Source organism: Kitasatospora sp. NPDC127121 (assembly GCF_042677305.1).
Classification (GTDB): domain Bacteria; phylum Actinomycetota; class Actinomycetes; order Streptomycetales; family Streptomycetaceae; genus Kitasatospora.
The window spans coordinates 67601-82768 of the sequence record NZ_JBHXTQ010000030.1 but is presented as its reverse complement, the minus strand read 5'-3'; the positions used below and the strand labels follow the sequence as shown (position 1 = coordinate 82768).

General features: G+C 72.3%; 10 protein-coding genes. 1 reads left to right on the top strand and 9 read right to left on the bottom strand.

Features of this window, described 5'->3' with window-relative positions; genetic code table 11:
- The 3 genes from ACFVHI_RS17415 to ACFVHI_RS17405 form a co-directional block, all read right to left on the bottom strand.
- Positions 1–415: transposase (locus tag ACFVHI_RS17415; protein ID WP_380340145.1), on the bottom strand; the 415-nt coding region annotated here is incomplete at its 3' end.
- Between the two features lie 202 nt (positions 416–617).
- A complete protein-coding gene (locus tag ACFVHI_RS17410; protein ID WP_380340142.1) occupies positions 618–1679 on the bottom strand; it encodes a CU044_5270 family protein in 1062 nt (353 codons plus the stop codon).
- 5 nt (positions 1680–1684) lie between these two features.
- A complete protein-coding gene (locus tag ACFVHI_RS17405) occupies positions 1685–2317 on the bottom strand; it encodes an RNA polymerase sigma factor (protein ID WP_063352256.1) in 633 nt (210 codons plus the stop codon).
- Between the two features lie 333 nt (positions 2318–2650).
- Here ACFVHI_RS17405 and ACFVHI_RS17400 point away from each other — a divergent pair, with 333 nt between their 5' ends.
- Complete coding sequence (locus ACFVHI_RS17400) at positions 2651–6466, top strand: cytochrome D1 domain-containing protein (RefSeq protein ID WP_380340140.1); 3816 nt, start codon at positions 2651–2653, stop codon at positions 6464–6466.
- A gap of 50 nt (positions 6467–6516) precedes the next feature.
- Here the strand turns inward: ACFVHI_RS17400 and ACFVHI_RS17395 are convergent, their stop codons facing one another.
- From ACFVHI_RS17395 to ACFVHI_RS17370, 6 genes are all read right to left on the bottom strand, one after another.
- Complete coding sequence (locus ACFVHI_RS17395; RefSeq protein WP_380340137.1) at positions 6517–8214, bottom strand: amino acid adenylation domain-containing protein; 1698 nt, start codon at positions 8212–8214, stop codon at positions 6517–6519.
- Positions 8215–8372: 158 nt separating this feature from the next.
- Positions 8373–10226 (bottom strand): ABC transporter ATP-binding protein, encoded by a 1854-nt coding sequence (locus ACFVHI_RS17390; RefSeq protein WP_380340134.1) that lies wholly within the window; start codon positions 10224–10226, stop codon positions 8373–8375.
- Entirely contained in the window at positions 10223–11896 is a 1674-nt protein-coding gene (locus ACFVHI_RS17385; RefSeq protein ID WP_380340131.1) for an ABC transporter ATP-binding protein, read from the bottom strand. The genes ACFVHI_RS17390 and ACFVHI_RS17385 overlap by 4 nt, the downstream gene beginning before the upstream one ends.
- 178 nt (positions 11897–12074) lie before the next feature.
- Positions 12075–13265: a nucleotidyltransferase family protein gene (locus ACFVHI_RS17380; RefSeq protein ID WP_380340128.1), complete on the bottom strand. Its 1191-nt coding sequence runs from the start codon at positions 13263–13265 to the stop codon at positions 12075–12077.
- Entirely contained in the window at positions 13262–14353 is a 1092-nt protein-coding gene (gene pyk, locus ACFVHI_RS17375; RefSeq protein WP_380340125.1) for a pyruvate kinase, read from the bottom strand. The genes ACFVHI_RS17380 and pyk overlap by 4 nt, the downstream gene beginning before the upstream one ends.
- Entirely contained in the window at positions 14347–15168 is an 822-nt protein-coding gene (locus ACFVHI_RS17370) for a hypothetical protein (protein WP_380340122.1), read from the bottom strand. Before ACFVHI_RS17370 ends, pyk begins: the two co-directional genes overlap by 7 nt.

The window sequence follows — 15168 nt, the reverse complement described above, 5'->3', positions numbered from 1 at the left end:
CGGCGGCGCAGGCGTGGTCGGTGGCCAGGTGCAGCGAGACGCCCACCTGGCAGTTGGTCACCTTGCCCGCGGTCCCGGTGTACTGCCTCGACACGCACGCGGAGGCGTCACCGTCCTTGAGGAACCCCGTGTCGTCGATGATCAGCGCCGTCGGCTTCAGCTCGGCCTGCATCCTCCAGGCCAGCCGGGCCCGCACATGCGCCGGGTCCCACGGGCTGGTGGTCACGAAGTGCGCCAGCGCCTGCCGGTTGCCGTCCTCACCAAGCCGCGCGGCCATCGGCTCCACCGACTTGCGCCGCCCGTCCAGCAGCAGTCCCCGTACATACGCCTGCCCCCAGCGATGCTGATCCGCGCGCGTGAACGCCTCGAACATCTCCGCCGTGAACGCCGCCAGGTCCTCCCGGACCCCGGCCATCTCCTCAGGTGTCACACACCACCAACGACACAACCCACCAACAGACACGCCACTACCGCACAGACCTGACCAAGCCCTACTAGGAGCTCTCTGTCCAACTCTGTTCACACAGCTCCGCCCGCCGCCCCGGCCCGAGAACGAGGGCCGGAACGACGGGCGGAGCGACGGGCGGAGCGACGCGCGGAGCGACGCGCGGGTGCGGTCAGGCCTGGGCGTTGCCCGGCTGGCGGCCCGGGGCGTCGGCGGCGGCGCGCTTGAGGACGGCGGTGTTCGCGATGACGGTGCCGGGCTTGACCCCGGAGACCTCGGCGACCTGGACGCTGCGCTCGCCCAGGAAGGTGTAGGAGCTGCGGTCGAAGATGATCTCGTCTCGGGAGCCGGTGGCGGTGTTGGTACGGGCGATCGCGATGCCGGTGCGCCCGGCGGCGTCGGTGGCGCTGTCGACGAGGACGACACCGGGGATGCGGGCCGCAGCCTGGTAGAGCGCGGCGGCGAGCTCGCCGGGGACGGCCTGCTCGCGGATCAGGTCGCCGATGGTGACGAACGCCTGCTGGTCCGGCCCGCTGCCGCTTCCCTTGGTCTCGGTGTAGATCTTCTGCAGCAGTTCCTGCGGGTCGGTGGGCAGGGTGCGCAGGTAGTCGTAGGAGGGTGCGTTCAGGTGGTTGCCGCTGTCCGCCGAGAGTGCCGCGCCGCCTTCCGGGGACTTGCCCTCTTCGGTGAGCCAGCCCGTGCGGCCGTCGGCCGAGTGCCAGATCTGCCGCTGGTGGGGCTTCTCGACCCACACCTTCGACGTGCCGCTGCTGAGGTCGACGGAGCCCGCGAGGTGGGAGACGGTGCTCTCGATGTAGACGTACTGCCCCGGGCGCAGGACGACGTCCGGCGCGGCCTTGGCGGCCAGCGAGATCCGCTCCACGGCGCCGGCCAGGCCTGCGGTGTCGCCCGCCGAGACCTGGATGACGGGCGCGGAGATGCGCTCACTGCCCGCGGGGGTTGCTCCCGGGCTGCCGAGCGTGGTGGCCGCCACGGTGGCGGCGAGGGCGAGGGCCGCCACCGTGGTGGGCACGGCGATCAGCAGCCGCCGGCGCTTCCTGGCCTCGGGGCGGACCGGCACTGCGGCTTCGGTGGTACGGGTGATCTCGTTCATCAGGAACTCCTCGATCTGGCGCTGCCGGCCGAGCGGGACGGCAGGTGCTCCGGCCGCCGGCAGCAGGTGCCTCAGCTCCGTGTCATCGAGCGGCTGCCGCCGCTGCGGGATGCTGGTCATCTGCTTCACTCCTTGTTCGACCGGGCCGGAACCATCCGGCCACCCTGTACTTGTCCGGCTGCCCGCAGGGGTTCCCGGCGAGTTTTCGAGGCCTGCCGCAGTTCCTTGTCGGCCAGGGCACGCAGCCGGGTCCGGGCCCTGGAGAGCCTGGAGCGCACCGTGCCGACCGGGATGCCGAGGGCCTCGGCGGCCTCGGGGTAGCTGAGGTCCGCCCACACGCACAGCGAGAACACCTCGCGCTCCCCACGGCGGAGTTTCTCCAACGCCGTCTTGGCGGCCAGCAGCTGATCGCGGTCGGCGAGCCGGCCGACCAGCTCGTCGGCGAAGTCCGGGGCGGGTTCGGCGATCGGCATCCGGGCGAGGGCGGCCGCGTGCCGGCGGGCGGCTCTGGCCCGGTTGCGCAGCACGTTGACGGTGATGCCCATCAACCACGGGCGAGGAGTGGCCCCTTCGTCGCGGAGCTTGTCCCGCAGGCGCCAGGCCTCCAGGAAGACCACCGCCATGACGTCCTCGGCACCGGCGCGATCCCCGCTCACCCGGACCGCGTGTGCCAGAACCGCGCGCGAGTGCTCCTGGAACAACTGCCGGAAGGCGCCCGGGTCCCCGGCTCTGATCCGTTCGTGCAGCGAATAGTCCACACCTCTGGTTGTCCGGCCACCGCGAAGCAGTTCCAGTGAGCTGCGTCACAGGTGTGCCGGCAAGCGGCGGATGCCTTTCGCGCTGACGACGGGTCCTCCGCGCAGGTGCCGATTTGAGCGGCGGCACCTGCGCGGCGGCACCTGAGGCGCTCGGCCCGGTGGCAAGCGGCTGCCACCGGGCCGTCCCCCGAACGCCACGAGGTGTTCCGGCGAACCCCCCGTTGCCGAGAACTCTGCAGCGGCGGCGCATTGTCCGAAAGAGCCCTCTGGGCAGGACATTCAAGTCGGACAACGATGTGAGGGGGCGGGAGGGGCCTGCCAGGGGTGGTGAACGTGGACGCGCGGCCGAACGGGACACAGCGCAAGGCCCGACTGGGCAGACCGGAGGGGTTCGTCGATCCGCAGGCCGGTCCGGTGGAGCGGCTCGCCTGGGAGCTTCGCCAGTTGCGGGACCGGTCGGGCGCACCGAGCTACCGCGCGCTGGCGAAGGAGTCGCACTACTCGGCCAGCACGCTGGCGGAGGCGGCGAAGGGCGAGCGCCTGCCGTCGCTGGCCGTGGTGCTCGCCTACGCGCGGGTGTGCGGCGGGGAGAAGGCGGAGTGGGAGGCCCGCTGGCTGGCGGCTTCCCGGGCCGTCCAGGGTCCGTCCGCCACGGCACAGGACGGCGACGAGGACCGCGCGGACGGGGGCGACCCCGCTCCCTGCCCGTACCTGGGCTTGGCCGCGTTCGGCACGGGGGACGCCGACATCTTCTTCGGCCGCTCGGAACTGGTGAGCCACCTGGTCCGGCACGTGGGTGACCACCGGCTGACGGCGGTCGTCGGCGCTTCCGGCAGCGGCAAGTCCTCGCTGCTGCGGGCCGGGCTGCTCCCCCGGCTCGACGAGTCCTGGCACACCGCGCCGCTGGTTCCCGGCGACCACCCGTTACGGGCGCTGGCCCTGGCGGTCTGCGCCCTGACGGGCGGTGACGCGGAGGCGCTGTCCCGCGCGCTGGCCGACGAGCCCGCGGCCCTGGGGATCGCGTTGGACACCTGGCTGGTCACGCAGCCCGCCGACCGGCGCGTCGTCCTCGTCGTCGACCAGTTCGAGGAGCTCTTCACCACCTGCGCGGACGCCGGGGAGCGGGAGGCGGTCCTGGCCTGCCTGGCCTGGACGGCCGGCGACCGCACGGCCGTCGACGGGACTGCCGGGGCCGGATCAGCCGGAGTAGGCGCGGCCGAGGCCCGGGTACGGGTCGTCATCAGCGTGCGCGCCGACTTCTACGACCGCTGCCTCGCCCACCCCGCCCTGGCCGCCGCCCTCCGCTCCGGCGCCCAACTGCCGGTCGGCGCACCCACCCGGGCCGAGCTGCGGGACATCGTCGTCGAACCCGCGGCCCGAGCGGGCGTCGTGGTGGACCCCGACCTGCTGGAGGCCGTCCTCGCGGAGGCCACCGGCCAGCCCGGCGCCCTGCCGCTGGTGGCCCACGCGATGCGCGAGACCTGGACCAGGCACCGCGGGGCCGTCCTGCGGCTGGCCGACTACCGGGCCACCGGCGGCATGCGGGGAGCCATCACCCAGACCGCCGAGGCCATGTACGCCGCTCTCCCGCCGGGCCACCAGGAGGCCATGCGGCTGCTGTTCCTCCGGCTCACCGCCCCGGGCGAGGGCACCGAGGACACCCGCCGCCGCCTGGCCCGGAAGGAACTCGACGGCCTCGCCGACGCCGCGACCGTCGACGACCTCCTGCACCGGCTCGCCGCCGCCCGCCTGATCGTCCTGGCCGACGGCACCGTCGACGTCGCCCACGAAGCGGTCATCCGCGCTTGGCCGCGGCTGCGCCACTGGCTCGACGTCGACCGCGAGGCCCTGCGGACACACCGCCGGCTCACCCAGGCCGCCCTGACCTGGCACGAACTCCAGCGCGACCCGGGCGCGTTGTACCGGGGAGCGCAGCTCGCCACCGCCTGGGGCTGGTCCCGGACCCGCGGCGCGGCGCTCAACCGGCTGGAGTCCGCCTTCCTGGACGCCAGCACCGCGGCGGACGGCCAGCGTGGCCGCCGCCGGCGCCGGACGGTCGTGGCGCTGGCCGTCCTGACCGTGCTCTCCCTGGTGCTGGCGGTGACCGCGTTCGTCCAGAGGGAGCAGTCCGACGCGCAGCGCCGCGTCGCGGTCTCCCGCGAACGGGCCGCCCAATCCAGGCAACTCCTCGAAACGCAGCCCGAGGCCGCGGCGCTGGTCGCGCTGGAGGGCTACCGGACGGCCCGCACCACCGAGGCCCGCGGCAGCCTGCTGAGCGCCTACGCCGCCTACTCCTCCAACCAGTTCACCGGTCACACCGGCACCGTAACGGCGGTGGCGTACGCGCCCGACGGCCGCACCCTGGCCACCGGCAGCGCCGACCACACCGTGAAGCTGTGGGACACCACCACGCACCGCATGCTCGCCACCCTGACCGGCCACACCGGCATCGTCAACACGGTCGCCTTCAGCCCCGACGGCCGCACCCTGGCCAGCGCCGGCGCCGACCGCACCGTACGGCTGTGGGACGTCGCCTCCGACCGCACGACGGGCATCCTCACCGGCCACACCGGCGCCGTCTCCTCGGCGGCGTTCTCGCCCGACGGCCGCACCCTGGCCACCGCCGGGTACGACCAGACCGCCCGGCTGTGGGACGTGGCGTCCCAGCGCGCCCTCACGACGCTCACCGGTCACACCGGTGCCGTACGGGCGGTGGCGTACGCGCCCGACGGCCGCGCCCTGGCCACCAGCGGCGCCGACCACACCGTGAAGCTGTGGGACACCACCACCCACCGCGAGCTCGCCACCCTGACCGGCCACACCGGCGCCGTCGGCACCGTCGCCTTCAGCCCCGACGGCCGCACCCTGGCCAGTGCCGGCGCCGACCGCGCCGTGCGGCTGTGGGACGTGGCGTCGCACGACACCACGGCCGTCCTCGACGGGCACACGCAGGAGGTGAGCCAGGCCGCGTTCACCGCCGACGGCCGCACCCTGACCACGATCGGCCAGGACAACACGGTCGCCCTGTGGGACGTGGCCGAGCGCCGGCTGAGCGCCACCCTCCACGAGACCAACACATCCGCCCCCGCGCTGGCGCTCTCCCCCGACGGCAACGAGCTGGCCACCACCGCCACCGACAACATCGTCCACACGTGGGACCTCAGGAGCCGCCAGATCGCCGCCACCTTCAGCGCGACGAACGACCTGGACACCCTCGCGACCGTCGCCACCTACGCCCCCGACGGCCGGACCCTCGCCATCGGCCACACCGACGGCTCCGTCACCACGTGGACCACCGCTCCGCTGCGCCCCGCCGTGACCTTCGCGGCGCACGGCCAGGGCATCATGCACCTGGCGTTCTCCCCGGACGGCCTCCTGCTGGCCGCCGCGAGCTCCGACCGCACGGCACGCCTGTGGGACGCCGCGTCAGGCCGCCCGGTGGCCACCCTCGAAGGCCACACCGACCAGGTGTCGAGCGTCGCCTTCTCCCCCGACGGCCGCACCCTGGCCACCAGCAGCCTCGACACGACCGTGCGCCTGTGGGACGTGGCGACCCACCAGACGACAGCGGTCCTCCAGGGGCACACCAGCCTGGTCGCCAAGGCCGTCTTCTCCCCCGACGGCCGCACGCTGGCCACCGCCGGGTACGACGGGACGGTGCGCCTGTGGGACCTGGCCACGCACCGCACCCTCGCCGTGCTGTCCGAGAACACCAACGCCATCGCTTCCCTGGCCTTCTCCCCCGACGGCCGCACCCTGGCCACCGGCAGCTCCGACGCCACCGTGCGCCTGTGGGACGTGGCGCAGCGCCGGGCGGTCGCCACCCTCACCGGCCACGTCAACACCGTCTTCTCCGTCACCTTCAGCGCCGACGGCCGCACGCTGGCCAGCACGGACGCCAGCGGCACGGTGTGCCTGTGGGACGTGGCATCACGGCAGGTCACGGCGCTGCTCGTCGGTCACACCAGAGCCGTGCACACGGCCGCCTTCAGCCCCGACCAGAGCACGCTCCTCACCGCCGCCGGCGACGGAGCACGGCTGTGGCCCACGGACGCGGACCGGACCGCCGACCGCATCTGCGACCTGAGCCGGACCAACCACTGGCCCGGATCCGTCTCCGGCACCACCGCGGGCGAGGCCTGCCGGTGAGCGGGCTCACGGCGGTGTCACGACCTGCTGGCCGCACGCTTCCGCCCCCGCTACCCGGACGGCTGGTGGAGCGAGCGGTAGTCGACCTTGCCGTTCCCGTTCCGGGGGAGGCCCGGCAGCCGCACCCAGCGCCGCGGAAGCATCGGATTCGGCAGGCTCGACCGCAGCGATGCGAACAGGTCGTCCTGAAGCGTCCCCGGCTCCGCCGCGTAGTAGGCGACGAGCCGTGCCTCGCCTCCGGCGCCCTCCGCGACCACCGCGCACTCCGTCACACCGGGTATTCCGGAGACGGCGGCCTCCACCTCGTCCAGCTCGACGCGGACGCCGGCGAGCTTGACCTGCCGGTCGGCGCGCCCGGTGCAGTGGACCAGCCCATCGGCGAAGTAGGCCGTGTCCCCCGTGCGGTAGAGCCTGCCGGTGGGTGAGCGGGGGTCGAACTCGTCGACGAAGAACGATGCACCGGTGAGCTCCGGGTCGTTGACGTAGCCCGCCCCCACAGCGCACCCGCCCACCCACAGCTCTCCTGCTTCGCCGGGCTCTGCCGCCCTCCATCCGCCGTCTTCCCTGACCAGCAGATAGAGGGCGATGCCGGGTAGGGGGCCACCGGCCGGAAGCTGCGGCAGGGCCAGGTCCGCCGGCCTCACGTGGTGGAGCGCGACGTCGTCGGAGCACTCGCTCGCCCCGTAGGCGTTGAGGAGGTCGGTCTGCGGAAGCGCTCGTAGGACCGCCGCCGCCAGCCCGGGGTCGAGCCGCTCACCCGTCGAGACGAGGCATCGCAGGTCGGGCAGGGTCGGGCCGGAGCGGCGGGCCGCCTGCGCGTCTCGCACGATCCAGCCGACCACGGTGGGGACCAGCTCCATCACGGTGATCCCCCGGCTCTCGGCGTAGCCCACGAGGCGGCGGGCGAACCGGAGGTCCGCCTCGGGAACCACCACGACGGACCCGCCCACGAGCAGGACGGCGAGCATCTGCCAGACGGAGATGACGTGGACCGGCGGCGCGGTGAAGGCGACCCGGTCCGATGCTGTCAGCCGCAGCGCGCCGACCATCGACCGGAGGTGGTTCATCATCCCGAGCTGCTCCACCACCGCGCCCTTCGGCCGGCCGGTGGTTCCGGAGGTGTGGATGACATAGCGCGCCTCGTCGTCCGGCGGTTCGGTCGACAGCGCGAACGACGGCGCGAACAATGGCGCCTCGGCTGTGGACCCCGGTGGCGTCAGCACCGCGATGGAGGCCTCGGCCGCCGCCGCGCGGAGCGGACTCCCGGCCGCCCCCGACAGGGCGTCGAGCAGGAACAGGCATCGGGGCCGGGCGTTCTCCAGCACCTCCGCCAGCCGGGCCTCGGGCCACCCGGGATCGATCGGCACGTACGTCGCACCCAGGCTCTCGACGGCCAGGAACACGGCGACGGTGTCCGCGCCCCGGGGGCCGGCGACGGCGATCCGGTCGGCGGAGCCGCACCCTTCGCCGAGGAGGGCTGCACGGATCTGACGGACCCGGACGCAGAGGTGGTGGTAGGTGATCTCCTCCGAATCCGCCACCACGGCGACGCGGCCCGCGTCCTCGGCCGCCAGCTCACTGACGCGGGCCCAGACGGTCCTCGTTTCCCCGCCCCGGCCCGCGCGCTCGGTCCCCCTCAGAGCACGGCGGACCGCCGACGGCGCCTCGTCGGCGAGCATCGGCAGCCGGTGCAGTCCGGCGCTTCGAGACCGGCATGCTGGGACGCCGGTGTCGACGGGGTGCTCCATGGATGTCCTCCTCCGTTCAACGCGGGTGCGGCGCGGGCCGGGAGCGACCGGCGACCGGCTGTCGCGTCATGTCCTTGGTCCAGGGCCAGGGCTCGTCCGGTGGATCCCTGCGGGTCCGGTAGATCTCTGCGGGTCCGCCACGATCCACCGGACCCGCCCTACCGGGGAAGGTCCGCACCCGGCTGGGCGAACTGCGCCCGGTACAGACGGGCGTACGCACCACCGGCGGCGAGCAGCTCCGAGTGCCGTCCCTGTTCCACGATCGAGCCGTTCTGCAGGACGAGAATGGCGTCCGCGTCGCGCACCGTGGACAGTCGGTGGGCGATCACGAAGCAGGTGCGCCCCTCGCTCAGCCGCGCCATGGCCCGTCGGACCAGCAGCTCGGTCCGCGTGTCCACCGCGCTCGTGGCCTCGTCGAGCACCAGGATCGCCGGGTCGGCCAGGAACGCCCGGGCGATGGTGATCAACTGGCTTTCCCCCGCGCTGATCCCGGCGTTCTCGCCGTCGAGTACGGTGTCGTACCCGTCCGGCAACGTGCGGATGAAGTGGTCCGCGTGGGCGGACCTGGCAGCCAGCTCTATCTGCTCCCGGGTGGCGCCCTCCCGGCCGTACCCGATGTTGTCCGCGATCGATCCTTCGAAGAGCCACGTGTCCTGGAGCACCGCACCGATGTGACGCCGCAGAGTGGCGCGCTGCAGCTCCCTGAGGTCGACTCCGTTGAGCGTGATCCGCCCTCCGGTGACGTCGTAGAAGCGCAGCAGCAGGTTGACCAGGGTCGTCTTGCCGGCGCCCGTGGGCCCGACCACGGCGATCGTCCTCCCGGGCTCGACCGTCAGCGAGAAGTCCTCGATCAGCGGGCTCTTCGGCTCGTACCTGAAGCCGACCGACTCGAAGCGGATCAGACCCCGACCCACGACTTGCCCTCGTTCGACGGCGTCCGGCGTCTCCTCGACGGCGTCCAGCAGCTCGAAGACCCGGCCGGCCGAGACGACGCCCGACTGCACCACCCCGGCGAGACTGGTCACCTGGGTCAGTGGTCCGCTGAGCTGCCGCGCGTACTGGATGAACGCCTGGACGTCGCCGATCGACATCGTTCCGGAGATCACCCGCAGGCAGCCGACCACGGCGACCACGACATAGCCCAGGTTGTTGACGAAGGTCATCACCGGCTGGCTGCTTCCGCTGAACAGCTGTGCCTGGTAGGCGGATCTGAACACGGCCTCGTTGTGCTCCCGGAAGACTGCCGCCGATCGCTCGCCCTGGTCGAACGCCTTGACCAGGGTGTGGCTGGCGTACATCTCCTCGACGTGGGCGTTCAGCCGGCCCATCGCGTTCCACTGCTCGGTGAGGCGGGGTTGCGCCCGTCGGCCGAGCAGCGCGGTGGCCGCCATCGCCGCGGGCACCACCATGAGGGCGATCACCGCGAGCAGCGGGGACAGCCGGAGCATCACCACCACCAGGCCCAGGATCAGCAGCACCGAATTGGTCAGCTGGCTGAGGGTCTGCTGCAGGGTCTGGACGATGTTGTCGATGTCGTGCGTGATCCGGCTGAGGACCTCGCCGCGCCGGTGCGTGTCGAAGTAGGCGAGCGGAAGCCGGGCCAACTTCGCCTCGGCGTCCGAACGGAGCCGGTAGGCGGAACGCTGGATGGCCTTGGTCGCCTGTCGGCCCTGCAGTACCCAGCAGAGCCCGGAGAGGCCGTACACACCGAGTGCGAGCGAGAGGACCCCGGCCACGGGGGCGAGGCCGCCGCCGCCCTGCCCCGGGCCGGAGCCCGACGGCCGCGGCGCCGTTGCCATCGCCACGATCAGGTCGGTGGCGCGCCCCAACAGCAGGGGTCCGGCCACGTTCAGCGTGATGCTCGCGAGCCCGAGGACGAGCATCAGCACGAACGGCCTTTGCAGGCCCACCAGTTCCAGCAACCGACGCGCGGTGGACAGGAATTCGCCCCGCGGCGGGCCCGTGGGCGTACCCGGCGCGGTCCGGGCCTTCTTCGACCGTCCGGCGCTCACGTCGTCCGCTCCTCGTCCAGCTGGGATGCGACGATCTCGCGGTACACCGGATTCGAGGCCAGCAACGCGTCGTGAGTCCCGGTACCGACCACCGCCCCGGCATCCAGGACGACGATGCGGTCCGCGTGCCGCACGGTCGCCACCCGCTGTGCCACCACGACGACCGCGGCGCCGGCGGCCTCCACGGCCAGGGCCGCGCGCAGCCGCGCCTCGGTGGTGGAGTCGAGCGCCGAGAACGCGTCGTCGAACAGATAGATCTGCGGACGGTGCACCAGCACCCTGGCGATCGCGAGCCGTTGTCGCTGCCCACCGGAGAAGTTGGTGCCGCCCTGCGCGACCGGTGTGTCGAGGCCCTCGTCCAGCGCCTCGACGAACTCCTTCGCCTGCGCGACCGCGAGTGCGTTCCAGAGCTCCTCGTCCGTGGCGTCGGGCCGTCCGAAGCGCAGATTCGAAGCGATCGAACCGGAGACCAGCGAGGCGTTCTGCGGTACGAGACCGACCGAACGACGCAGCACCGACTGGTCCAGGTCCCGTACGTCCTCGCCCCCCACGCGCACCTGACCGGCCGTCGCGTCGGCGAGTCGCGGCACGAGCCCGAGCAGTGTGCTCTTCCCGCTGCCGGTCGATCCCACGACGGCCGTCGTCTCGCCCGGCGCCGCGGTGAGGTCCACGTCGCGCAGAACGGCCTCCTGGGCGCCCGCGTAGCGGAAGGAGACGCCGCGCAGCTCAAGGTGTCCCGGCCGCGGCTGGGCGTGGAGGGGCTGCCCGGCCGGCCGGACACTGGACTCGGTGGTGAGGACCTCGGCAATGCGTGCGGCGCAGATCTCGGCCCGCGGTACCGCCATGAACGTGAAGGTGGCGGTGATCACGGCGACCAGGATGAGCATCAAGTACCCGAGGAAGGCGGTGAGTGCGCCGACCTGGAGGCCGCCGTCCCGGATCCGGTACGCCCCCAGCCAGAGCAGCACCACGCCGAACAGGTTCACCAGTGTCGCCGCCAGTGGAAACATCGAGGACGTCAACAGGCCGGCCCGCACCGAGTGGTGGGTGAGCTCCGCGTTGGCCCGGGTGAACCGCTGCCGCTCGAACTCGTCCCGCGCGAACGCGCGGATCACCCGGATACCGGTGACCTGCTCCCGCAGGACCCGGTTCACCACGTCCATCCCCCGCTGCATGCCGGCGAAGTGCGGCCGCAGTCGGCGCACGACCAGGGCCACGGGCAGACCGAGCAGAGGGACCACGGCGAACAGGGCCAGGGCCATCGGCACGTCCTGTCCGAGAGCGAGCACGACACCGCCGACGGCCGTGATCGGTGCGGCGACGAGGCCGGTCAGTGCCGCCGACACCAGGTTCTGGACCTGCTGGACGTCGTTGGTGGTACGGGTGATGAGCGACGCCGTACCGAAGTTGCCGACCTCACGGGAGGAGAAGCCCTGCACCCGCTGGAAGACCTCCGCCCTGATGTCGCGGCCGACCGCCATCGCGATCCGCGCGCCCAGCCCGACGGCGCCCAACGCGCAGCCGACCTGGAGGAGGGAGACGACGAGCATGAGGCCTCCCCGCCGCAGGACGAAGGCCGGGTCGGCACCGAGCGCGCCGTCGTCGATGATGTCGGCGCTCAGTCTCGGCAGGTAGAGCAGGGCGACCGTCTGCACGAGCTGCAAGGCCATCAGGGACACGAGCTCGCGTCGGTACGGTCGCAAGCCGTTCCGGACGAGGGCGGCCAACGAGCGGGCTCGGGCCCGTCCGCCGGGCACCGGCGGCGGCGTCTCGGCCGGCGGCGGTGGTGGTCGCCTCGCAGCGCGCGTCGTCATCGGCATCCCCGCACCGTCCCGTCCCCGAGCCTCGTCACACCACGGCCCGTGGGCCCGGCACGGTGCTTCGCGCCTTCGGCGTCCGCGACCTCCTGGGGTTGAACAACCGATCCGCGAAGCCCTGTTCCCAGCGGTCGGGCCGGCCGTCCAGTACGCCGTACGTCTCCAGCAGATCCGGATCGGCCGGCCCGAACTCCGCAGTCAGCTCCGGCGGGACCCCGTCGGGGAACACCTGCCCGGTGTGGTGCAGCGCGTAGCGGACGCTGTCCACACAGCCGTACCGCCGGACCCTCGACACCAGGGTTTCCAGCTGTTCGCCGGACAGCCGGTTCAGCAACTGGACGAGATCGAGGAACTTGAGGATCGTCAGGTCCTTGCCGATCTCGATGTACATCAGCGTCGTCGCCTCGACGTGCAGTTGGACGCAGACGTCGATGAACTGGTCCACGGCATCGAGCCTGCGGCTCGCCTCGCCGAAGAGCACGGCGTCGACCGCGCGGGCCAGGATCTCGGCGGGATCGACCACCGCCCCGGAGCCGGGCTGGAACACGTTGAAGCACGGATCCAGCACGAACACCTCGACGTCGTCACGTTGGGCCGGCTTGAGGTAGGGAAGCGTCGAATTGGCCAGGCTGACCTTCCACACCATCTGCGTCCGCCGGTCGAAGGGCACCACCAGCTCGGCGTTGCCCGAGAGATGACCCTGCCGGTAGCCCAGCCCTTCGACGACCGAGGTGAACTCCGGCAGCGAGTCCCTGCTCAACAGCACGTCGAGATCGCCCATCCGGCGCAGTCCCACATCGCCGTAGACGCCCTCGGTGAGCACCGGTCCCTTGCGGATCGCGTAGTCGAGACCGCCGGCGTTCAGGCCCCGGATCACCTTGGCGTACTCGTCGGCGAGCGCGTGGTTGCGTCGCCGGTTCCCCTCGTAGGCGTACGCGTAGATCCAGCGGTAAGGAGCCAGGCTGCGCCCGTCCGCGGAGTGGACCAGGCGGTACGTCAGGAGATTGCGCCCGATGAGCGGCAGGACCCCGTGCCGGCACGCCTGGTCGACCAGCAGCCCCCAGTCGAGGTCCTGGCCGTTGGCCGTCAGGAAGCGGAAGATCCGTTGCTGCTGCGCCGGCTCCAACCGCGGACGGGCGAGCGCCAGCAGCAGCCTCGCCTCCGGGGACAGGTCTTCCAGGCAGCCGTGCGTCAGGGAGTCGTCGATCGGGCTGTCGGTCACTGCTCTCCTCCGTACGTGTCCGGGTTGGTTCGACCACCCGCGACGGCGCGGTCGGATGCCTCGCCGATCTCGTCCCGGTAGCGCTCGGCTCGGACGATGACCCTGTGCAGGACCTCGACCACGCGTACCGGATGCAGGCCGTAGCCGGTCTCGCCGGTCACCATGAGCGCGTCAGCCCCGTCGATGACCGCATTGGCGATGTCCGACACCTCGGCCCGGGTGGGCAGGGTGCTCCGGCGCATCGAGTGCAGGAGCTGGGTGGCGACCACGGAGAGCCTGCCCCGGCCGGCGCACTCCGCCACGATCCGCTTCTGCGCCATCGGGACGTCCTCGAACGGGATCTCGACGGCCAGATCTCCGCGCGCCACCATCAGACCGTCGAAGGCCGAGGCCAGTGACGGCAGCGAAGCCAGGGCATCAGGGTGCTCGACCTTGCCGATGACCAGCTGGTCGGGCGCGATCGCGTGGACCGCCGCGTAGTCGTCGGCGGAGGCGGCGAAGGAGAGCGCCACCAGGTCGACGCCGAGTGCTCGGGCGAACTCCAGGTCGTCGGCGTCCCGTTCGCAGAGCCCGGCGGGGACGGTGGTCGCCCCCGGGATCGTGACGCCGCGGCCCGACGTCACCGGACCGCCCTGGACGACCGTACACCGCAGCTCGGACGCGGATGCCGCCGTCACGGCCAGGACGATCGCACCGTCGTCGATCAGCACCTCGGCGCCAGGGCGGAGCCGCTCCGGCTGCCACGGATGCGTGGTCCAGGTGCGATGGGACGCCGCCTCGACCGGCTTGGCACACAGCGTGACGACCTCGCCCGGTTGCCACTGCGCCTGGCCGTCCGGGAGCGCCCCGAGCCGGTTCTTCCTCCCCTGGAGGTCGGCGAGCAGAAGGACCCGCCGGCCGATGTCGGCCGACACCTCGCGGATGTCGCGCACGGCGGCCGCATGCTGCTCGCGGGTGCCGTTGCCCATGCTCAGACGGACGACGTCCACACCGGCCCGCAGGACGTTCTCCAGGCAGGGCCGCGTCCCGCTGACCGGGCCGAGTGTCGCGATGATGGCGGTCCGCCGCCCGGGAAAGCTGCTCAGCACAGTCGGAGGTCCTTTACGCTGCATCGGTGGTACTCCCGGTGGAAGCCCTCCGGATCCGTTATCGCCACCGGCGTCACCCCGTGGAGGACTCCGGCGGTCGGCAGGTTGTTCACGAAGACGATCCGATCGGGCCCCAGCGCCCCGACGGTCGTTCCGCACTCGGCCAACGCCGACTCGCAGTGGTCGGCCCGCAGCACGGGCTTGCGGCCGTCGGTGAGTTCGTCGGACCACTCGAAGACCTCGTCGAAGCGCAGCGAACGCTGACGCAGGTACGGACGCATGTCGATGAGTTGCAGCTCACCACCGGTGAAGCCGGTGACCGGACCGTACAGGTGCGAGAAGAGCAGCGCATCGCAGTCGGTGTGGAAGCGCTTGAAGCTCCAGCTGGTGCCGTAGAGCTCGATCGGGATCGCGCCGTCCGAGATGGTACCGACCTTGATCCGAAAGTCGCTCTCCTCGCCTCCGCGGGCGGTTCGGCGCCGGAACACCTCCCACACGGCGCGGAAGAGCGCTTGGTGGTAGGTCCGCGCCTGTTCCAGCGTGAAGTGGCGCGGGACACCGCTCACCAGGGCGGCCCCCGGGCCGGCCGGGTCGCCGCTCCTGGACAGCAGGTCCACGATCGCGGACGCGAGCTCCGCGCCGACCGCCTCCGGATGGACCGGAGCGGGGAGGTCCTCGCCCAGGGCGATCTCCCATCCCGCGAACGGCGTCCGGCGCTCCAGCGGCGGCTGGTCGGGCGGTTGGTCGGGCGGTTGGTCCGCCAGCGAACTCAGCGCGGATCTGCGCAGGGCCATCATGTCGGTACCCGAGCCCAT